This is a genomic window from Streptomyces sp. NBC_00525 (assembly GCF_036346595.1).
Lineage (GTDB): Bacteria > Actinomycetota > Actinomycetes > Streptomycetales > Streptomycetaceae > Streptomyces.
The window spans coordinates 4,127,340-4,146,348 of the sequence record NZ_CP107834.1 but is presented as its reverse complement, the minus strand read 5'-3'; the positions used below and the strand labels follow the sequence as shown (position 1 = coordinate 4,146,348).

The window sequence follows — 19,009 nt, the reverse complement described above, 5'->3', positions numbered from 1 at the left end:
GCCGGAAATCCTCGACCGGGGAGCGATCGAACGTCAAGACGTGCGTATCGAATGATCGAAACTTCCGACAATCGATCACGGCGTAATAAGGTCTGGCCAGCCGAGCCATCACATCGCGATTTGCAAGGGGACTGCCGCCGTGCGCGAGAGTGCTGCTGAACGTCACGAACGACTGCTGGCCCTGGTGCGGGAGCGCGGTTCGGCCCGTGTCTCGGATCTCGCCGGCCTGCTCGGGGTCTCCCCCGTCACGGCACGCCGCGATGTCGAGGCGCTGGCCGAACGCGGGCTGCTCGACCGGGTGCACGGGTCGGTCTCCTGGCCCCGGTCGGCGTCCGGCCCGGCCGCGCCCGATCCGGCGGGCGGCCCGGTGATAGGTCTGATCGCCCCCTCGGCCACGTACTACTTCGCCGAGGTCATCCGGGGTGCGCACGAGGCCGCGGACCGGGCGGGGGCCCGGCTGGTGCTGCGGATCTCCGACTACCGCCCCGAGGAGGACCGGGCGCGCGCCGAGGGGCTGCTGGCCACCGGGGCGGACGGGCTGCTGATCGCCCCGGCCTGGCGGGGGGCCGGGGACCAGGCGGCGTACGGGGACTGGATGGCCGCGCTGCCGGTGCCCGCCGTGCTCCTGGAGCGCACCCCGGAGCCGGGCTCGCCGCTGGACGGCCTGGACCGGGTCTGCTCCGACCACCGGCACGGGGTGCTCCTTGCCGTGCGCCATCTGGTCGGCCTGGGCCACGGCACCCCGCTGCTCGTCGCCCGCGCCGACAGCCCGACCGCGCTGGCGGTGCGCTCCGGCTACGAGGACGCCCTGGCCGTGCTGGGGCGCACGGACGCACCGCCGATGATCGGCACGTCCGGCCCCGAGGTCGATCCGGAGCGCTTCGACGCTGCGGTGCGGGAGGTGCGTGAGGCGGTGGTCTCCGGCCGGGCCACGGCCGCGCTGGTGCACAACGACGTGGACGCGATCCATCTGGTGCAGCGCCTGTCCGACCTGGGGGTACGCGTCCCGGAGGACCTGGCGGTGATCGCGTACGACGACGAGGTGGCCGCGCTCGGCGACATCCCGCTGACCGCGGTCAGCCCGCCCAAGCGCCATATCGGGCGCCACGCCACGGAGTTGCTGCTCACCCGGCTCGGCGCCGGGCGGGACGACGACGAGCCGGGACGGCATCTGGCACTGCTCCCCCGGCTGCGGGTGCGGGCTTCGACCACTCGATAACGTTCTGATCTTTTCTCGATCATTCAATCTTTCGCTCTTGACTTCGGACAGCACGGCGCCAAGGATCTCGCCCAACGTCAATGTCGCCGCCGATCCCAGGAGCTTCGCCGTGCATCGCAGTTGGAGCAGAACGACTCTTTCCATAGCCGGAGCCGTCACCGCCCTCGCCGTCGTCACGGCGTGCGGCGGCAGCGGCGAGGACTCGTCCGGCGGCGGCACCGGCACCGCCGCCAAGCCGGTGACCATCACCTTCTGGGGCTGGGCCAAGGGCACCAAGGAGGTCGTGGACGCGTTCAACGCCTCGCAGAAGAACATCCGCGTGAAGTTCGAGGAGACCCCGTCCGGCAACGCCGGCGGCTACGCCAAGATCTCCAACGCGATCAAGGCGGGCAACGCCCCCGACCTGGTCTCCGTCGAGTACCCGCAGCTCCCCGAGTTCGTCAGCCAGGGCGGCTTCCAGGACATCGGGAAGTACCTGACCGACGACGTGAAGAAGAAGTTCCTCCCGCAGGCGATCGAGCAGACGACGCTCGGCGGCAAGAGCTGGGCGGTGCCCTTCGACGCCGCGCCGCAGGCGTTCTTCTACCGCAAGGACCTGTTCACCAAGTACGACATCGCGGTCCCCACCACCTGGGACGAGTTCCGCAAGGCCGCCGAGAAGGTCAAGAAGGCCGACGCCAAGGCCCGCATCGGCACCTTCTTCCCGGACGACCCGACCACCTTCGAGGCGATGGTCTGGCAGGCCGGCGCCCAGTGGTTCAAGGCGGACGGCGACACCTGGAAGGTCGACACCACCGACGCCGCCACCACCGAGGTCGCCGACTACTGGCAGGGCCTGGTGAAGGACGGCCTGGTCCGCTCCAACGCCTCCTTCTCGCCCGCCTGGACCAACTCCCTCAAGACCGGCGGCACCATCGGCTACCTCGGCGCCTCCTGGGGCGGCGGCGTCCTGGGCGGCACCCTGCCCGAGCAGAGCGGCAAGTGGGCCGTCGCCCCGATCCCCACCTGGGACGGCAAGCCGGCCGGCGGCATGCTCGGCGGCACCACCTTCGCCGTGCCGAAGAACAGCGAGAAGGCCGCCGCCGCCGTCGAGTTCGCCACCTGGATGACCACCACGGAGAAGGGCATCGAGGCCCGTATCTCCTCCGGTACCTCCAGCGCGTTCCCGGCCGCGCTCGCGCTGCGCCCGGCCGCGAAGAAGGCGTTCGACACCGAGTTCTACGGCGGCCAGGACATCTACCAGGTCTTCGAGGACGGCGGCTCCGCCATCCGGCAGGGCTGGACCTGGGGCCCCTCGATGGGCACCACCAACACCGTCCTGAAGGACCAGTTCGGCAAGGTCGCCGGGGGCGGCACCACCATCCCCGACGCGGTGAAGGCCGCCCACGACGCGACCGTCGCGGAGCTGACCAAGCGCGGCCTGAAGGTCGAGGGCTGATCGGATGAAGGCCCGCACCCGCGCCGCCGCGACCCTGCTGACCCCGTTCTTCGTCCTGTTCACCGTCGTGATGCTGATCCCGATCGGTTACGCGGTCTGGCTCAGCCTCTTCACCGAACAGCAGTCGGGGCTCGGCTTCGGCGGCTCCGAGACGGTCTTCACGGGGCTCGGCAACTACGCGGCGGCGCTGGGTGACCGGGTCTTCCGCGACGGCTTCCTCGTCCTCATCGGCTACTGCGTCATCTACATCCCGCTGATGGTCGGCGGGGCCCTGGCGCTGGCGCTGCTGCTGGACTCGGCGCTCGCCCGCGCCAAGCGCTTCTTCCAGCTCGCGCTGTTCCTGCCGCACGCCGTGCCCGGCATCATCGCCGCGATGATCTGGCTGTACCTCTACACGCCGGGCCTGAGCCCCGTCGTCTCCGCGATGCACTCCGGCGGGATCGGCTTCGACTTCTTCTCGCCCTCCGGCGCGCTGCCGTCCGTCGTCAACATCGCGCTGTGGGAATGGCTCGGCTACAACATGGTCATCTTCTACGCCGCGCTCCAGGCCATCGACCGCTCCGTGCTGGAGGCGGCCACCGTGGACGGGGCGAGCGGCCGGCGCATCGCGCTCAGCATCAAGCTCCCGCTGATCCGCACCTCGGTCCTGATGGTCGTGCTCTTCACGATCATCGGCTCGCTCCAGCTGTTCACCGAGCCCCTGATCCTCAACACCGGCTCCGGGTCCGCCGTCTCCTCCTCCTGGACACCGAACATGTACGCCTACACCGCGGCCTTCTCCCGCAACGACTTCGGACTCGCGGCCGCCGCCTCCGTCCTCCTGGCGCTCGCCGCCGCGCTGCTGTCCTTCGTCGTCACCCGCCTCACCGGCCGGAAGGGGGCGGACGCATGAGCACCTCCAAGCCTCGCGGGAACAACCCCTGGCTGTCCAAGGCGGCCGTCAACGGAGCACTGCTCCTGGCCGTCCTCTACATGCTCTTCCCGCTCGTCTGGCTGGTCACCGCCGCCACCAAGGACACCGGCTCGCTGCTCGCCGGGGACACCTTCTCCTTCAAGGGCTTCGACCTCTCCAAGAACCTCTCGGACATCGCCTCGTACGGGGACGGCGTCTACTTCCGCTGGTACGGCAACAGCCTGCTGTACGCCGGCGTGGGCGCCGCCGTCTGCTCCCTGATCTGCGTCGCCGCCGGATACGCCTTCGACAAGTACGAGTTCCGGGGCAAGGAGAAGCTCTTCGGCCTCGTGCTGCTCGGGGTGCTCGTGCCGACGACGGCCCTGGCGCTGCCCATGTACCTGCTGGCCAGCAAGCTGGGCATCGTCAACACCTACTGGTCGGTGCTGATCCCGGTCCTGGTGAACCCCTTCGGCGTCTACCTCGCACGGGTCTTCGCCGCCGGATACATTCCGGGCGAGGCGCTGGAGGCCGCGCGCATCGACGGGGCCGGCGAGCTGCGCACCTTCTTCTCCATCGGGCTGCCGATGATGATGCCGGGGTTCGTGACCGTCTTCCTCTTCCAGTTCACCGCGATCTGGAACAACTTCTTCCTTCCGCTGGTGATGCTGTCGGACCGCGAGCTGTTCCCGCTGAGCCTCGGTCTGTACTCCTGGAACACCAACACCCACAGCGAGCCCGGCTTCTACCCGCTCGTGGTCACCGGGTCGCTCCTCGCCGTCATCCCCCTGATCGTCGCCTTCGTCTCCCTGCAGCGGCACTGGAAGGCCGGACTCACCGCCGGCAGCGTCAAGTAGCCCACCGCTCACCCGAGGGAGCCTCCACCACCATGCAGCCCACCCCCGATCCCCGTCCTTCGGTCCTGCTCGCGATGGGCCCGGACATCTACGAGCGCCTGTTCGAACAGCGCCACCGCGACCGGCTCACCGCCCTCGCCCGTACGGACCCGGCCCTCGTCGCCCACGACCTGGCCGCCCCCGAGCCGCGCGTCGCCGCCGCCCTCGCCGAGGCCGATGTGCTGCTGACCTGCTGGGGCGCGACCCCGCTCACCCCGCAGGTCCTCGCCGCCGCGCCCCGGCTCAGGGCGGTCGTCCACGCGGCGGGCTCGGTCAAGCACCACATCACCGACGCCTGCTGGGACCGCGGCATCGCCGTCTCCTCGGCGGCCGGGGCCAACGCCCTGCCCGTCGCCGAGTACACCCTGGCCACCATCCTGCTCGCCAACAAGCGCGTCCCGCACTCCGCGCACGTCTACCGCGAGGTGCGCGCCGACCACGACTGGCGCGCCGAGCTGGACGGGGCCGGCAACTACCACCGCACCGCGGGCATCGTCGGCGCCTCCCGCATCGGCCGCCGCGTCATCGAGCTGCTCCGCCCCTTCGACCTGCGGGTCCTGCTGTACGACCCGTTCGTCGGCGAGGAGGAGGCGGCGCGGCTGGGCGTCGAGCGGGTCGGGCTGGACGAGCTGTGCGCCCGCGCCGACGTCGTCTCGGTGCACGCTCCTCAGCTCCCCGCCACCCGCCATATGATCGGCGCCCGCCAACTGGCCCTGATGCGGACCGGGTCCACGCTGATCAACACGGCCCGCGGCTCCCTGATCGACGAGGCGGCCCTGCTCCGCGAGGTCGTACCCGGCCGGCTGCACGCCGTGCTGGATGTGACCGACCCCGAGGTGCCGCCCGCGGACTCGCCGTTCTACGAGCTGCCGAATGTGCTGCTCACCCCGCATGTGGCGGGCTCCCTCGGCAACGAGCTGCACCGGATGACCGATCACGCCCTGGACGAACTGGAGCGGTACGCGCACGGCCTGCCGTTCGCCGAGCCGGTGCACCCGGCGGATCTCGGCCGCTCCGCCTGACCCCGTACCGTCCGGCCGGCTACATCGTGTTGACGATGAGTCCGATGTGCGTGAAGTAGTTGAGCGCGCCGAACAGGAGGAACGCGAGGCCGCCGAGGGTCCAGCAGACGCCCGCGATCCAGGTGGCGAGGACACTGCGGCGGCGCAGCAGGAAGGGGAAGACGAGGGCGCCGACGCCGACGAGGACGTAGAGGGCGGACATGAAGCTCGCCTCCAGCATCGGGTGGTCGGCGAACTCCCCCGAGATCGGCTCCTCCGGCGGGGCCGCGAAGAGGGTGTACTTCCACCCGGCTGCGGCGATCCCGAGGCAGGCCAGGCCGAGGCCGAAGACGAACACCGAGACGGGCCCCGCGAGGACGGCGGCGGCCCGTTCGCGGTCGGGCTCGGTGTCGAACCGGGTTCCGCGCTTCCAGAGGTAGAACGAGGCGGCCAGCAGCAGAACGCCGAAGGCGAGGGAGGGCTCCCCGAAGATGATGTTGTCGAAGGGGAATCCCTGCCCGGCGAGCGGCCAGGTCAGGGTCATGTGGAGGCCGGTGGCGAACAGGATGATCCCGAGGACTCCGAAGGCCAGGGACCAGCTCTCGGAGACGACGGGGCGCCCGTTGACGAGCTGGTAGCCGAGGGCCACGACCAGCAGCAGTCCGGCTCCGGCGGCGAGGGACATGATGGTGTTGTAGGTGGGCATGCGCGTCCAGTCGATCTTCAGACCGGCGGCGGCTGCTGCCATCAGGGTGTTCATGGCCCGAGAGAACCGTCCGCCCGGACGCCCGGACGGCCCCCCACGACGTGTCCGGGTACGAAGCACCCGCACGACGCACACGGTGTGCCCCGATTGGCAGCGCGGGCCGGACGCGACCGCCGCGGCGCAACGGCGGCTGCTACGCGTGAAGGCCCGGCCCCCGCGCAGGGGACCGGGCCTTCACCGCTTCACGCGGTCAGCCGTGCGTCAGTGGCTGTGACCGTGGCCGTGGCCCGCGGCCTCCGGCTCGTCCTCGGCCGGCTTCTCGACGACCAGGGTCTCGGTCGTGAGCAGCAGCGAGGCGATGGAGGCGGCGTTCTCCAGGGCGGAGCGGGTGACCTTGACCGGGTCGATGACGCCGGCCTTCACCAGGTCGCCGTACTCGCCGGTGGCGGCGTTGAAGCCCTGGCCCTTGTCCAGCTCGGCGACCTTCGAGGTGATGACGTAGCCCTCGAGGCCGGCGTTCTCGGCGATCCAGCGCAGCGGCTCGACGGCGGCGCGGCGGACGACGGCGACACCGGTGGCCTCGTCGCCGGTCTTGCCGAGGTTGCCCTCCAGGACCTTGACGGCGTGGACGATGGCGGAGCCACCACCGGAGACGATGCCCTCCTCGACCGCGGCGCGGGTCGCGGAGATGGCGTCCTCCAGACGGTGCTTCTTCTCCTTGAGCTCGACCTCGGTGGCGGCACCGACGCGGATCACGCAGACACCGCCGGCCAGCTTCGCCAGGCGCTCCTGGAGCTTCTCGCGGTCCCAGTCGGAGTCCGTGGCCTCGATCTCGGCCTTGATCTGGTTGACGCGGCCGGCGACCTCGTCGGACTTGCCGCCGCCGTCGACGATGGTGGTGTCGTCCTTGGTGACGGTCACGCGGCGGGCGGTGCCCAGCACGTCCAGACCGGCCTGGTCGAGCTTGAGGCCGACCTCCTCGGCGATGACGGTCGCACCGGTGAGGGTGGCGATGTCGCCGAGCATGGCCTTGCGGCGGTCGCCGAAGCCCGGCGCCTTGACGGCGACGGCGTTGAACGTGCCGCGGATCTTGTTGACGACCAGCGTGGACAGGGCCTCGCCCTCGACGTCCTCGGCGATGATCAGCAGCGGCTTGGAGCCACCGGCCTGGATGACCTTCTCCAGGAGCGGCAGCAGCTCCTGGATGGAGCCGATCTTGCCCTGGTGGATCAGGATGTACGGGTCGTCGAGGACGGCCTCCATACGCTCCTGGTCGGTCACCATGTACGGGGAGAGGTAGCCCTTGTCGAAGGCCATGCCCTCGGTGAAGTCGAGGTCCAGGCCGAAGGTGTTGGACTCCTCGACGGTGATGACACCGTCCTTGCCCACCTTGTCCATGGCGTCCGCGATCAGCTCGCCGACCTGGGCGTCCTGCGCGGAGAGCGCGGCGACGGCGGCGATGTCGGACTTGTCGTCGATCGGGCGGGCGGTCGCGAGGAGCTCCTCGGACACGGCCTTGACCGCGGCGTCGATGCCCTTCTTCAGGGCGGCCGGGGAGGCGCCGGCGGCGACGTTGCGCAGACCCTCGCGGACGAGCGCCTGGGCCAGGACGGTGGCGGTGGTGGTGCCGTCACCGGCCACGTCGTTGGTCTTGGTCGCCACCTCCTTCACCAGCTGCGCGCCGAGGTTCTCGTACGGGTCGTCGAGTTCGACCTCGCGGGCGATGGTGACGCCGTCGTTGGTGATGGTGGGGGCACCGAACTTCTTGTCGATGACGACGTTGCGGCCCTTGGGGCCGATCGTCACCTTCACCGTGTCGGCAAGCTTGTTGACGCCGCGCTCGAGGGCGCGACGGGCGTCCTCGTCGAACTTCAGGATCTTCGCCATGGAGCTGAACTGTCCTCTCAAGAACAAGCACTGCGCCCCCAGCCTCCCGGCTGGTTATCTCGCACGGGGCCAGGGGCGCAGAACAGAAGCAAACGTGGGTGAATTACTTCTCGATGATCGCGAGCACGTCGCGAGCCGAGAGGACGAGGTACTCCTCGCCGTTGTACTTCACCTCGGTGCCGCCGTACTTGCTGTACAGCACGACATCGCCGGTCTTGACGTCGAGCGGCAGGCGCTCGCCGTTCTCGAAGCGGCCCGGTCCCACGGCCAGGACGACGCCCTCCTGGGGCTTCTCCTTCGCCGTGTCCGGAATGACCAGGCCGGAGGCCGTGGTCTGCTCGGCGTCGAGCGGCTGGACCACGATGCGGTCCTCGAGCGGCTTGATCGCAACCTTGGAGCTGGCGGTCGACACGATCCGGTCTCCCCCTTCGGAGATCTCACGGGGTTTAACAGTCTTTGGGATGGCGACCAGGTGAGCCCGTCGTCGCGGGTGCCGGACTGCCGGTCGCACAGTACTGCTGGCACTCCCCAGTGGGGAGTGCCAGCACTGAGACTATGACCGTGATTAGCACTCGGTCAAGCGGAGTGCCAATTCACGCCCCTCGTGGCGGATACCGGGGTCCGGGCGGGGGCCGGGAGCGCTCCTATACGTAGTCCTCCAGGCGGGCCACCGCGAATCCCTGGTCGGTGACGACCTTCATCACGGACCGGATCAGGTCGGGCATGCTGCCCTGCCACTCCTTCTCGCCCCGGAAGTGGGTGAGGATGATGTCGCCGGGGTGCAGCTTCGCCTCGCCCTCGCGCCACTCCATGCGGTCGGGGAACGCCTCCGCCTCCCACAGCGGTACGGCGGTGATGCCGCAGGACTTGGCGATCTTCAGGGTATCGGTGTTGTAGTTGCCGAACGGCGGCCGGAAGATCCGGGGCCGCTTGCCGAACCGCTTCTCGATGACGTCCTGCTGGCCGCAGATCTCGTGCTTCTGCTCCTCGTAGGACAGGCCCGGCAGATAGCGGTGGTTGAGGGTGTGGTTGTTGAGCGCGACCCCGCGCGCCTGGGCGTCCTTGAAGTACGCGTAGTCGTCGCGCACCAGGTAGTCGCTGAGGAAGGCGCTGTACGGGATGTTCAGCTCCGACATCATCCGCAGCAGCTCGGGGTCCTTGTCGTCCCCGTCGTCCATCGTCAGGAAGACGACCTTGTCCTTGGTGGGGACGCGGGTGAAGACCGGCGGCAGCGAGTCGTTCTGGCCCTCGACCTCGAAGCCCTCGCGGGTGGTCAGGTGCGGCTTCTCGGCCGGCGGGGCGGGGGCCGCCAGCGGGGTGCCCACCAGGCCCCACTTCCTGGCCGCGACCGCGCGGGCGGCCTGGGCGAGCTTCGCCCGGTGCGCCCGCTCGGCGCGGGTGCCGAGGGCTCCGGCGGCCGGTTCGGCCGGGGCGCCCGCCTGTCCGGCGCGGAGCTCGGCCCCGGGGGCGGCGCCCGCGCCCTGGCCGTCTGCCGCGCAGCCGGACGCGGCCGCGGCGACCAGGAGCCCGGCCAGGACCGCGTAGCCCGGCCGTCGCCGCAGGAGCCCCCGCCTCCGCCGCTGCCGCCCGTCCGCCGCCGTGCCCGGTTCACGCCCGTTCATGGTCAATTTTTCCTTTTGTCGTACTGGCTGCATGGCGCCGGATACTGCCAGTACGACAAAAGGCTGCCCGCCCGACACCGCCACCGGGCCGCGCCGGTCCCCCGACCGGACCAACGCGAGGACGCCCGGGCGGAGGGCTCGGGCGTCGGGGAGGGATCGGGCGCGTCGCGGAGGACTCAGGCGTTGCGGAGGGCTCAGGCGTTGCGGATGGCCTCGATGTCCAGGCGCTTCATGGAGAGCATCGCCTTCATGGCGCGGGCCGCCTTCTCCGGGTCGGGGTCGGTCAGGGCCTCACCGAGCCCCGGCGGGACGATCTGCCAGGAGAGGCCGTACCTGTCCTTGAGCCAGCCGCACTGGCCCTCCTGGCCGCCGCCGGAGGACAGCGTGGACCAGAGCCGGTCCGCCTCCTCCTGCGACTCGCACTCCACCGAGAGCGAGACGGCCTCGGTGAACGGGAACTCGGGCCCGCCGTCGAACGCGACGTACTCCGCGCCGTCCAGCCGGAAGCGCACGGTCATCGCGGCGCCCTCCTCGCCGGGGCCCGCGGCGGTCCAGCGGGTGACGTCCAGGACGCGCGAGTCGCCGCCGATGACGGAGACGTAGTAGTCGGCCGCCTCCTCGACCTGGTTCTTCTCGAACCACAGGAACGTGGTGACCTTCTGCATGGTCCTCTCCTCACACGGGGGTACCTACGGGCGAAGTGCCGTGAAGGGTAGACCGCGCGGACGGCCGGAACTCATCGCCCGGCCGGGGTGTCGGCGCCTCCCAGCGATTCGAAGCGCCAGCGGTGGACCGCGCGGGTGACCAGGGCCGCGTCCGGCTCGGGCAGCTCCGGCAGCTGGTCAGCGTAACCCGCCCGCCACCAGGTGATGACCAGGACCCGGTCCTGCGGGGCGCGCAGCAGTTCGCTGCGGAGCGGGGGGCGGGGCAGCTCGGCGGCGCGGGCGCGGGCCCAGTCGAGCAGGTCCCCGCCCCGCCCCTCGGCGGCGCGGGCCTCCCACATCAGGGCGGTGACCGGGGTGCTCATGAGTAGAGGTTGTCCTTGCTGATCTCGTGCACGTGGTCGTGGTCGTGCGCATGGCCGTGCCCGTGGGTGTGGGCGCCCGGTACGTGGGTCTCGGTGACCGGGAGGGAGGAGTCGGCGGACAGCTCCAGGTCGGAGGCGGGCCGGTTGCGGGCGACCATCTCGGCGCCGAGCGCGGCGACCATCGCCCCGTTGTCGGTGCACAGCTTCGGGCGGGGCACCCGCAGCCGGATGCCGGCCCGCTCGCACCGCTCCCGGGCGAGCGCGCGCAGCCGGGAGTTGGCGGCGACGCCGCCGCCGATCATCAGGTGGTCGACGCCCTCGTCCTTGCAGGCGCGGACGGCCTTGCGGGTGAGCACGTCCACCACGGCCTCCTGGAAGGACGCGGCCACGTCCCGTACCGGCACCTCCTCGCCGGCCGCCCGCTTGGCCTCGATCCAGCGGGCGACGGAGGTCTTCAGGCCGGAGAAGGAGAAGTCGTAGGCGGGGTCGCGGGAGCCGGTCAGGCCGCGCGGGAAGGCGATGGCGGCCGGGTCGCCCTCGCGGGCGAGCCGGTCGATGACCGGGCCGCCGGGGAAGCCGAGGTCCAGCACGCGGGCGATCTTGTCGAACGCCTCGCCGGCCGCGTCGTCGATGGTCGCGCCGAGGGGCCGTACGTCGTTGGTGATGTCGGGCGCGAGGAGCAGCGAGGAGTGCCCGCCGCTGACCAGGAGCGCCATGGTGGGCTCGGGAAGCGGGCCGTGTTCCAGCTGGTCGACGCAGATGTGGGAGGCCAGGTGGTTGACCCCGTACAGCGGCTTGTTCAGCGCGTACGCGTACGCCTTGGCGGCGGAGACGCCGACGAGCAGGGCGCCCGCGAGGCCGGGCCCGGCGGTGACGGCGATGCCGTCGAGGTCGCGGCCGGTGACACCGGCCTCCTTGAGAGCGCGCTCGATGGTGGGGACCATCGCCTCCAGGTGGGCGCGCGAGGCGATCTCGGGGACGACGCCGCCGAACCTGGCGTGCGTGTCGACGCTGGAGGCGACGGCGTCCGCGAGGAGCGTGGTGCCCCGGACGATGCCGACCCCGGTTTCGTCGCAGGAGGTCTCGATGCCGAGTACGAGGGGTTCGTCAGCCATCAGTGGGTCCCGTTTTCTTCTGCTTCTTCGTGTACGTGGAGGCGCATGACGAGCGCGTCGATGTTGCCCGGCTGGTAGTAGCCGCGCCGGAAGCCGATCGGTTCGAAGCCGAAGCGTTCGTACAGCTTCTGGGCGCGGGTGTTGTCGACGCGGACCTCCAGCAGCACCTCGGCGCACTCGAAGGCGGTGGCGTGCCGGAGCAGGTCGGTCAGCAGCTCGGCGCCGAGGCCGGTGCCCCAGTGGTCGCGGGCGACGGCGATGGTCTGTACGTCGGCGAGGTCGCCGGCGGCGGCGAGGCCCGCGTAGCCGACGAGCCGGCCGGTGGCCGGGTCCTCGGCGACCACGTAGCGGCGGGTCGCGGCCGGTCCGCGGGCGTACGCCAGCTCGGACCAGAACATGCCGGCCGACCAGGCGTCGTCCGGGAACAGCTCGTGCTCCAGGGCGAGCACCGGATCGATGTCCCACCAGCGCATCTCGCGCAGCACGGCGGTCGTGGCGGTCACTTCGGGGTGACCACCTTGTAGTTCTTCGGGACCTGCGCGTCGGGCCTGCGCAGGTAGAGCGGCTGCGGCGGCAGCAGTTCCGCGCCGGCCGCGAGGCGTTCGGCGGCGAGTGCGGCCAGCGCGCCGGCCGCGAGGTGCTCGGGGCCGCGCGCGTCCGGGAAGGCGTCGGGGTAGAGGACCGCGCCCGCGCCGGCGACGGGCAGTCCGGCGAGCTGTTCCGCGATGTCGGCGGGCCGGTCGACCGAGGGGCCGGCGGTCCGGGTGCGGCCGTCCTCGTAGCGCGCCCAGTAGACCTCCTTGCGGCGGGCGTCCGTGGCGACGGCGAAGGGGCCTTCCAGGCCGGCGAGCCCGGCGGCGTACGCGAGGCCGTCCAGCGTGCACAGGCCGTGCACGGGCACGGAGAGCGCGGAGCCGAAGGTGGCCGCCGTCACCAGGCCGACGCGCAGTCCGGTGTACGGGCCGGGGCCGACGCCCACGACCACGTCCGTCACGGCGTCGAGTTTCACCCCGGCCTCGGCGAGGACCCGGTCCACGGCGGGCAGCAGCAGCTCCCCGTGTCTGCGGGCGTCGACCCGCACGGATTCGGCGAGGACTCGGGTTCCGTCGTGCAGGGCGACGGTGACGGCGGGGGTGGCGGTATCCATAGCGAGCAAGAGCACGCAAACAGCCTACGGCTCCGGCGCGGCCCGCCCCGTGCCCCGTACGGCGTCCCGGTCCGGGCGGCCCCGGCTGCTACCGTCACCGGGTGTACGCGGAGTACGTGTAAACGCTTGTACGACTTATGGCACGCGCCTGACGGGCGGACGACGGCGAAAGAGGCACGCACGGTGGCAAGGGGCAGCTCGGGATTCGTGGCCGCGCTCACCGCGGCGGCCGTCGCGGTGGTCGGCTTCCTGGCCTACCAGGCGTCCGCGAATGTGCCGGACAACCTGGCCACGAAGCCGGAGGCGTCCGCCAGCGCGTCGGCCCCGGCCGACAAGCACACCGCGCCCGCGCCGAAGAAGGACCCGCTCGCCGTCCCGGCCGGCTCCGGCACCGGCAAGCGCGTCGTCTACGCGCTGGCGGACCGCCGGGTGTGGCTGGTGGACGCGAAGAACCGGGCCACCGCCACGTTCCGGGTGATGCCGAGCCCGGTGAGCGCGGTGCCCGGCACGTTCTCGGTGACCTCGCGGTCCGGCAGCGTGAAGGGTTCGGACGGGGTGCCGATCGAGCACGTCGTGCGGTTCGCCACGGTGAACGACGTGACGATCGGCTTCAGCGCCGCGACGGACGGCTCGATGGAGGAGCCGGACCCGACCGTGAAGACGGGCGGCGTGCGGATGTCCCGCGAGGACGGCGACGCGGTGTGGCGGTTCGCCACGGTGGGCGTGAAGGTGGTCGTCGTCCCGTAGGGACCTGCGGTCAGTCGCCGGACGGGCCCGAGCGGGGCGCTCGTCCGGCTTTCGCCGTGCGCCGGTCGGCCGGCTGCGGCGCCGGCGGTGTGGACACCGCGTCGGCCGCGGCTCCGGCCGCCAGCAGGACGCTCATCGGTACCGCCGCACGCGGCGGCCGCGCTTCGCGCTCGGACGTCGGCATGGAAGCCTCCTGGAGCTCCGGTGGGGCGTGGTTAGGTACACCTAACTACGCTCTCTTCCTCCATGTCACCACGCCTGCCCCGTTCCGCGCAACATTTTCCCGACACCGCGTCGGAAACAACCGTCTCAGCCCCAGGGCGCCCAGGATTCGTTGCGCAGCCCCGCCCAGCGCGCCCCCACGCCCACCAGCGTCACCGTGCGCCGCTCGTCGTCGGTGTCCCCGACGGCGCGGTCGATGAACACCTGGAGCCGGTCGTCGGACAGCTCCTCGACCTTGCCGTCGCCCCACTCGACCACGACCACCGAGTCCGCCAGCGAGACGTCCAGGTCCAGGTCCTCCATCTCGTCGAGCCCGCCGCCCAGCCGGTAGGCGTCCACATGGACCAGCGCGGGCCCGCCGGAGAGCGGGGGGTGCACCCGGGCGATCACGAAGGTCGGGGAGGTCACCGCGCCGCGCACGCCCAGGCCCTCGCCGAGCCCCCTGGTCAGGGTCGTCTTGCCGGCGCCCAGTTCGCCGGTGAGCATGACCAGGTCGCCGGGGCGCAGCACGGCGGCCAGCCGGCGGCCCAGGGCCCGCATCTGTTCGGGGGAGTCGACGGCCAGCTCGACGCCGACGGCGCCGGGGATGTTCCGGTACGCGGCGGCCTCGCCGGCCGCCGGGCTGTTCTGCGCTGCTTCCATGCCCGAAACGTTAGAGGATTCCGGGGCCCCGGGAACGTCAGCGGATCTCCGGCACCGCGCCCGCCCGCACCAGCAGGTCGGCGAGGCGGTCGGTCACCGTCTCCGGGTGCTCCAGCATCACCAGGTGCCCGGCGTCCGGCACGATGACCAGCTCCGCGTCGGGCAGCCGGTCCGCGATGGCCTCGCTGTGCGAGCTGGGCGTCACCAGGTCCTTGTCCCCGGCCAGGACGAGGACCGGGATGTCGCGGAAGAGGGCCAGCGCCGCGCTCTTGTCGTGCTCCGCGAAGGCCGGGTAGAACTCCGCGACGACGTCGATCGGGGTGGACTCGATGAGCCGTTCCGCGAACCGGGCGACGGCCGGGTCCACGTCCTTCGAGCCGAAGGAGTACCGCTTGATCAGTCCGGCGAACAGGTCGGCGGTCGCCCGGCGCCCCCGCTCCACCAGCTCCGGCTGCGAGCCCAGCGCCCGCAGCACGCCGGGCAGCACCCGCCGCACCGCCTTCATGCCGGCGACGGGCAGCCCGAAGCTGACCTCGTCCAGCCGGCCGCTCGACGTACCGACGAGGGCGACGGCGGCGACCCGGTCCCGGATCAGCTCCGGGTACCGCTCGGCCAGCGCCATGATCGTCATGCCGCCCATGGAGTGGCCGACGAGGACGAGCGGGCCCTCGGGCGCCGCCGCGTCGATGACGGCCTTGAGGTCGCGCCCGAGCTGGTCGATGCCCACGGGCACCCCGCCCCCGGCGGCGGCCTGGGCGCGCCCGCGCCCGGAGCGGCCGTGGCTGCGCTGGTCCCAGTGGACGGTGCGCACGAGCCCGCGCAGGGCGGCGCGCTGGAAGTGCCAGGAGTCCTGGCCCAGGCAGTAGCCGTGGCTGAACACGACGGTGACGGGGGCGGGCGCCTTGCGCCCGAAGAGGCGCCGTCTGCGGGGGTCCGTGCCGGCGGTGTCCCCCGGGCCCGATGCGCCCCCGGCGGGGTCCACCTCGTCGACCTCGTAGTACAGCTCGGTGCCGTCGTCGGCGGTGGCGTGGCCGGGCCGGCCGCGCAGCGAGCCGTACGGGGCGGTGGCGTCCAGGGCCAGCCTGGCCCGCCTGCGCATGCTCCGGCCGACCGTCAGCCGCTCCACCGCGACCCCGGCGGCCGCTCCGGCGGCGAGTACGCCTATGGCGGCGCCCGCGATCCCCGCCCGGCGCCAGCCCGCGGCCGGACCGGCCGCGGCCATCGCCTCGCCGGCCCCGCTCACCGCGCCGCGCTCCCCGTCGTCCGCAGCGCGCCGCCGGCAGCGGCGCCCTCGGGTGTCGCGCCGAGGTGGACGCGCGGCACCCGGCCGCCGATCCGGGTGACGATCTCGTACGCGATGGTGCCGGCGGCCCGCGCCCAGTCCTCGGCGCTCGGCTCGCCCCGGTCGCCGGGGCCGAACAGCACCGCCTGGGTGCCGGGTGCCGGCTCGTCGCCGTCCAGGTCGACGACGAACTGGTCCATGGCGACCCGGCCCGCGACCGTCCGCCGCACCCCGCCGATCAGGACCGGGCCCCGGCCGGAGGCGTGGCGCGGGACGCCGTCGGCGTACCCCAGGGGCACCAGGCCCAGCGTGGTCGCGCGGGGGGTCGTGTAGTGGTGGCCGTAGCTGACGCCGTGCCCGGCCGGGACGTGCTTGACCAGGGCGACGGGCGCGGCGAGCGTCATCACGGGCCGCAGTCCGAGGTCGGCGGAGGTGCCCAGCTCGGCGCTGGGTGAGATGCCGTACATGGCGATGCCGGTGCGCACCAGGTCGAAGTGGGAATCGGGGAGGGTGAGAACGGCCGGGGAGTTGGCGATGTGCCGCACCTCGGGCTCGACGCCGGCCTTCTCGGCGTACTCCACCATGTCCCGGAAGGCGGTCAGCTGGGCGGTGATCGAGGGGTGGCCCGGCTCGTCGGCGCAGGCGAAGTGGGACCACAGGCCGGTGACGCGGACGGTGCCGGCGCGTTCGGCGGCCAGGGCGGCGGCGATCAGTTCCGGCCAGTCGGCGGGCTGGCAGCCGGCCCGGCCGAGTCCGGTGTCGGCCTTGAGGTGGACGCGGGCGGGCCGGCCGGCCGCGAGGGCGGCCCCGGCGGCCTCGCGCAGCGCCCACAGGCCGCTCACCGACACGTCCACGTCGGCCTCGATCGCCTCGCGCCAGGGCCCGCCGGGCGTCCAGAGCCAGCACAGCATCCGGCCGCCGAGTCCGGCCGCGCGCAGGGCGAGGGCCTCCTGCGGGGTCGCGGTGCCCAGCCAGGTGGCGCCGGCCTCCTGTGCGGCGCGGGCGCAGGGGACGGCTCCGTGCCCGTAGGCGTCGGACTTGACCACGGCCATGAGTTGCGCCCCGGCCGTCCGGGCACGCAGTTCGCGCACGTTGGCGCGGAGTGCGGCAAGGTCGATCTCGGCACGGGCTTGCTGGGGCGCTGTCTCGTTCATATCGCGCCCAGTCTCTCACCGCCGTGCCGCCCGGCGGCCGTGGCGGGGCTGGGCGGGCCGGTTCCGGGCCGGGTCAGCGGTGGTGCAGCTCGTGGTCCAGATGCTCCACGAGCACGGGCACATGGCTGCGTTCGATGTCCTTGACGGCCGTGACGAGAGTCACCGGACCGCCCTCGCGGTACAGGCCGGCCAGCTCGTCCACGGCCGCCGACTGCGCGGGTCCGGCCAGTTCGGCGCGGTAGCGCTCGACGAAGTCGTCGTAGCGGGTGCCGGAGCGGTCCTCGTGGTACCAGGACCGCAGTTCGGCGGTGGGGGTGAGGTCCTTGAGCCAGCGGTCGATCGCGGCGTGTTCCTTGGACACCCCGCGCGGCCAGAGCCGGTCGATCAGGACCCGGGTGCCGTCGTCGTCCTCCACCTCGTCGTAGACCCGGTGGACACGGATCTCACCGCTGCTGCTCACGGTCGGTCACCTCTCGTGTGCGGATGCCTGCCCCCAGGATCGCTCAGGCCCGGACGTCCCGCCATGCCGCGGGGATCGCGTCGGCGACGTCCAGCGCGGCGAGCGGGGAGCCGTCCGCCGCGCGGCGGGCGGCGAGCCCGTGCAGATGGGCTCCGGCGGACGCGGCGTCGAGCGGGGCGAGTCCGGCGGCCAGCAGGGAGCCGGTCAGCCCGGAGAGCACGTCGCCGCTGCCCGCGGTGGCGAGCCAGGGGGTGCCGGTCGGGTTGACCCGGACCGGGGTGTGCGGGGTGTCGGAGGCGATCAGGGTGGTGGAGCCCTTGAGCAGCACGGTGGCGCCGAACCGGGCGGCGAGTTCCCGTACGGCGGCGAGCCGCCCCGCCTCCACCTCCTCGCGGGCCGTGCCGAGCAGCGCGGCGGCCTCCCCGGCGTGCGGGGTCAGGACGGTGGGCGCGTTCCGGCCCCGGACGACGGCCGGGTCGAGGAGCCGCAGCCCGTCCGCGTCGACCAGCACCGGCACGTCGGTGGCCAGCACGTCGGCGACGGCGTCCACCGCGTCGGTGCCGTCGCCGAGCCCGGGTCCGACGACCCATGCCTGTACGCGTCCGGCTCCGGAGGGGCGGCCGGGGTGGACCAGGGTCTCCGGGTGCCGGGCGATGACCGCGTCGGCGCCGGGGCCCGCGTAGCGCACGGCGCCCGCACCGCCGCGCAGCGCCCCGGAGACGGCGAGGACGGCGGCGCCCGGATAGCGGGCCGATCCGGCGGCGATGCCGACGACGCCGCGCCGGTACTTGTCGCTCTCGGCGGCGGGCACCGGCAGCAGCGCGGCGAGGTCGGCGTACTGGAGGGCCTCCAGGTCGGGCACTGCGGGGAGTTCCGGGCCGAGCCCGATGTCGACGAGGCTGAGCGCGCCGGCCCGTTCGGCGGCCGGGTCCACGAGCAGCGCGGGCTTGTAGGCGCCGAAGGTGACGGTGACGTCGGCGCGCACCGCGTCGCCGGTGACCTCGCCGGTGTCGGCCTCGACCCCGCTGGGCAGGTCCACGGCGAGGACGGGCGCGCCGTGCGCGGTGTACCGGCGGACGAGCGCGGCGGCGCCGGGGCGCAGTCCGCCGCGTCCGCCGATGCCGGTGATGGCGTCCACGACGAGGTCGATGCGCCCGGCCCAGTCCTCGTGGACGGTGCTCTCCTCGCCGTCGACGAGGTGTCCGCCGGCGGCGCGCAGGGCCGCGCTGCCGCCCTCGTGGGCGCGGCCGGGGACGACCCGGACGGCGACCACGCCGGCGCCGCGCCGGGCGAGCCGGGCGCCGGCGTACAGGGCGTCGCCGCCGTTGTCGCCGGTGCCGACGAGGAGGACGACGCGGGAGCCGTACACCCGGCCGGCCCGGCGCAGCAGTCCGGCGCAGGCGGCGGCGAGCCCGGCGGCGGCGCGCTGCATCAGCGCGCCTTCGGGGAGCCGTGCCATCAGGGCCTGTTCGGCGGCCCGTACGGTGGAGACGCTGTAGGCGGTACGCATGCCTCCCAACGTATGCGGTGTCCGCCGCGCGCGCCCGGCCGG

At 72.7% G+C, this 19,009-nt stretch carries 21 protein-coding genes; 6 read left to right on the top strand and 15 right to left on the bottom strand.

What is annotated here, in order from left to right:
• Positions 1-139: 139 nt before the first annotated feature.
• The 5 genes from OG710_RS18640 to OG710_RS18620 all read left to right on the top strand — a co-directional run bounded on the left by OG710_RS18640 (position 140) and on the right by OG710_RS18620 (position 5,467).
• Entirely contained in the window at positions 140-1,219 is a 1,080-nt protein-coding gene (locus OG710_RS18640; RefSeq protein WP_330240334.1) for a substrate-binding domain-containing protein, read from the top strand.
• Positions 1,220-1,328: 109 nt separating this feature from the next.
• Positions 1,329-2,657 carry an ABC transporter substrate-binding protein gene (locus OG710_RS18635; protein WP_330242286.1) on the top strand — a complete coding sequence of 443 codons (1,329 nt, stop codon included), beginning with the start codon at positions 1,329-1,331 and terminating at the stop codon, positions 2,655-2,657.
• A 4-nt stretch (positions 2,658-2,661) separates the two neighbouring features.
• Complete coding sequence (locus tag OG710_RS18630) at positions 2,662-3,549, top strand: carbohydrate ABC transporter permease (protein WP_111337593.1); 888 nt, start codon at positions 2,662-2,664, stop codon at positions 3,547-3,549.
• Positions 3,546-4,406, top strand: coding sequence for a carbohydrate ABC transporter permease (locus OG710_RS18625; RefSeq protein WP_330240333.1), 861 nt, complete (start codon positions 3,546-3,548; stop codon positions 4,404-4,406). Before OG710_RS18630 ends, OG710_RS18625 begins: the two co-directional genes overlap by 4 nt.
• A 32-nt stretch (positions 4,407-4,438) precedes the next feature.
• Positions 4,439-5,467 (top strand): hydroxyacid dehydrogenase, encoded by a 1,029-nt coding sequence (locus OG710_RS18620; protein WP_330240332.1) that lies wholly within the window; start codon positions 4,439-4,441, stop codon positions 5,465-5,467.
• Positions 5,468-5,486: 19 nt separating this feature from the next.
• On the opposite strand, the gene OG710_RS18615 is transcribed toward OG710_RS18620, so the two are convergent.
• The 9 genes from OG710_RS18615 to tsaB all read right to left on the bottom strand — a co-directional run bounded on the left by OG710_RS18615 (position 5,487) and on the right by tsaB (position 12,950).
• Positions 5,487-6,206 carry a DUF981 domain-containing protein gene (locus OG710_RS18615; protein ID WP_330240331.1) on the bottom strand — a complete coding sequence of 240 codons (720 nt, stop codon included), beginning with the start codon at positions 6,204-6,206 and terminating at the stop codon, positions 5,487-5,489.
• 207 nt (positions 6,207-6,413) lie between these two features.
• Positions 6,414-8,039 (bottom strand): chaperonin GroEL, encoded by a 1,626-nt coding sequence (groL, locus tag OG710_RS18610; protein WP_330240330.1) that lies wholly within the window; start codon positions 8,037-8,039, stop codon positions 6,414-6,416.
• Positions 8,040-8,142: 103 nt separating this feature from the next.
• Complete coding sequence (gene groES / locus OG710_RS18605; RefSeq protein WP_018101172.1) at positions 8,143-8,451, bottom strand: co-chaperone GroES; 309 nt, start codon at positions 8,449-8,451, stop codon at positions 8,143-8,145.
• 232 nt (positions 8,452-8,683) lie between these two features.
• Positions 8,684-9,661: a polysaccharide deacetylase family protein gene (locus OG710_RS18600; RefSeq protein WP_330240329.1), complete on the bottom strand. Its 978-nt coding sequence runs from the start codon at positions 9,659-9,661 to the stop codon at positions 8,684-8,686.
• A gap of 194 nt (positions 9,662-9,855) precedes the next feature.
• On the bottom strand, positions 9,856-10,326 hold the full coding sequence (locus tag OG710_RS18595; protein ID WP_330240328.1) for a VOC family protein: 471 nt from the start codon (positions 10,324-10,326) through the stop codon (positions 9,856-9,858).
• A 71-nt stretch (positions 10,327-10,397) separates the two neighbouring features.
• Positions 10,398-10,688, bottom strand: a complete 291-nt coding sequence (locus tag OG710_RS18590) for a hypothetical protein (RefSeq protein ID WP_330240327.1) — start codon at positions 10,686-10,688, stop codon at positions 10,398-10,400.
• Complete coding sequence (tsaD, locus tag OG710_RS18585) at positions 10,685-11,803, bottom strand: tRNA (adenosine(37)-N6)-threonylcarbamoyltransferase complex transferase subunit TsaD (RefSeq protein WP_330240326.1); 1,119 nt, start codon at positions 11,801-11,803, stop codon at positions 10,685-10,687. Before tsaD ends, OG710_RS18590 begins: the two co-directional genes overlap by 4 nt.
• Positions 11,803-12,306, bottom strand: a complete 504-nt coding sequence (rimI, locus tag OG710_RS18580) for a ribosomal protein S18-alanine N-acetyltransferase (RefSeq protein WP_111337574.1) — start codon at positions 12,304-12,306, stop codon at positions 11,803-11,805. The genes tsaD and rimI overlap by 1 nt, the downstream gene beginning before the upstream one ends.
• Positions 12,303-12,950, bottom strand: coding sequence for a tRNA (adenosine(37)-N6)-threonylcarbamoyltransferase complex dimerization subunit type 1 TsaB (gene tsaB / locus OG710_RS18575; RefSeq protein WP_330242285.1), 648 nt, complete (start codon positions 12,948-12,950; stop codon positions 12,303-12,305). Before tsaB ends, rimI begins: the two co-directional genes overlap by 4 nt.
• A 207-nt stretch (positions 12,951-13,157) precedes the next feature.
• Here tsaB and OG710_RS18570 point away from each other — a divergent pair, with 207 nt between their 5' ends.
• Positions 13,158-13,697 carry a hypothetical protein gene (locus OG710_RS18570; RefSeq protein ID WP_330242284.1) on the top strand — a complete coding sequence of 180 codons (540 nt, stop codon included), beginning with the start codon at positions 13,158-13,160 and terminating at the stop codon, positions 13,695-13,697.
• A 10-nt stretch (positions 13,698-13,707) separates the two neighbouring features.
• On the opposite strand, the gene OG710_RS18565 is transcribed toward OG710_RS18570, so the two are convergent.
• From OG710_RS18565 to OG710_RS18540, 6 genes are all read right to left on the bottom strand, one after another.
• Positions 13,708-13,881 (bottom strand): hypothetical protein, encoded by a 174-nt coding sequence (locus tag OG710_RS18565; RefSeq protein WP_330240325.1) that lies wholly within the window; start codon positions 13,879-13,881, stop codon positions 13,708-13,710.
• A 125-nt stretch (positions 13,882-14,006) separates the two neighbouring features.
• Positions 14,007-14,561, bottom strand: a complete 555-nt coding sequence (gene tsaE / locus OG710_RS18560) for a tRNA (adenosine(37)-N6)-threonylcarbamoyltransferase complex ATPase subunit type 1 TsaE (RefSeq protein WP_330240324.1) — start codon at positions 14,559-14,561, stop codon at positions 14,007-14,009.
• 37 nt (positions 14,562-14,598) lie between these two features.
• Positions 14,599-15,783 carry an alpha/beta fold hydrolase gene (locus tag OG710_RS18555; RefSeq protein ID WP_330242283.1) on the bottom strand — a complete coding sequence of 395 codons (1,185 nt, stop codon included), beginning with the start codon at positions 15,781-15,783 and terminating at the stop codon, positions 14,599-14,601.
• 17 nt (positions 15,784-15,800) lie between these two features.
• Positions 15,801-16,997, bottom strand: coding sequence for an alanine racemase (gene alr, locus OG710_RS18550; protein WP_330240323.1), 1,197 nt, complete (start codon positions 16,995-16,997; stop codon positions 15,801-15,803).
• Between the two features lie 73 nt (positions 16,998-17,070).
• Positions 17,071-17,457 (bottom strand): DUF488 domain-containing protein, encoded by a 387-nt coding sequence (locus tag OG710_RS18545; protein ID WP_111337563.1) that lies wholly within the window; start codon positions 17,455-17,457, stop codon positions 17,071-17,073.
• A 43-nt stretch (positions 17,458-17,500) separates the two neighbouring features.
• On the bottom strand, positions 17,501-18,967 hold the full coding sequence (locus tag OG710_RS18540) for an NAD(P)H-hydrate dehydratase (RefSeq protein ID WP_330240322.1): 1,467 nt from the start codon (positions 18,965-18,967) through the stop codon (positions 17,501-17,503).
• Positions 18,968-19,009 lie beyond the last annotated feature (42 nt).

Coding starts and splice junctions, on each gene's coding strand:
- groL (WP_330240330.1), bottom strand. CDS start 8,039: ATGGCGAAGATCCTGAAGTTCGACGAGGACGCCCGTCGCGCCCTCGAG.
- OG710_RS18555 (WP_330242283.1), bottom strand. CDS start 15,783: ATGGCCGCGGCCGGTCCGGCCGCGGGCTGGCGCCGGGCGGGGATCGCG.
- OG710_RS18565 (WP_330240325.1), bottom strand. CDS start 13,881: ATGCCGACGTCCGAGCGCGAAGCGCGGCCGCCGCGTGCGGCGGTACCG.
- OG710_RS18625 (WP_330240333.1), top strand. CDS start 3,546: ATGAGCACCTCCAAGCCTCGCGGGAACAACCCCTGGCTGTCCAAGGCG.
- OG710_RS18630 (WP_111337593.1), top strand. CDS start 2,662: ATGAAGGCCCGCACCCGCGCCGCCGCGACCCTGCTGACCCCGTTCTTC.
- tsaB (WP_330242285.1), bottom strand. CDS start 12,950: ATGGATACCGCCACCCCCGCCGTCACCGTCGCCCTGCACGACGGAACC.
- OG710_RS18600 (WP_330240329.1), bottom strand. CDS start 9,661: ATGAACGGGCGTGAACCGGGCACGGCGGCGGACGGGCGGCAGCGGCGG.
- OG710_RS18615 (WP_330240331.1), bottom strand. CDS start 6,206: ATGAACACCCTGATGGCAGCAGCCGCCGCCGGTCTGAAGATCGACTGG.
- tsaE (WP_330240324.1), bottom strand. CDS start 14,561: ATGGAAGCAGCGCAGAACAGCCCGGCGGCCGGCGAGGCCGCCGCGTAC.
- alr (WP_330240323.1), bottom strand. CDS start 16,997: ATGAACGAGACAGCGCCCCAGCAAGCCCGTGCCGAGATCGACCTTGCC.
- OG710_RS18595 (WP_330240328.1), bottom strand. CDS start 10,326: ATGCAGAAGGTCACCACGTTCCTGTGGTTCGAGAAGAACCAGGTCGAG.
- OG710_RS18590 (WP_330240327.1), bottom strand. CDS start 10,688: ATGAGCACCCCGGTCACCGCCCTGATGTGGGAGGCCCGCGCCGCCGAG.
- OG710_RS18540 (WP_330240322.1), bottom strand. CDS start 18,967: ATGCGTACCGCCTACAGCGTCTCCACCGTACGGGCCGCCGAACAGGCC.
- tsaD (WP_330240326.1), bottom strand. CDS start 11,803: ATGGCTGACGAACCCCTCGTACTCGGCATCGAGACCTCCTGCGACGAA.
- OG710_RS18620 (WP_330240332.1), top strand. CDS start 4,439: ATGCAGCCCACCCCCGATCCCCGTCCTTCGGTCCTGCTCGCGATGGGC.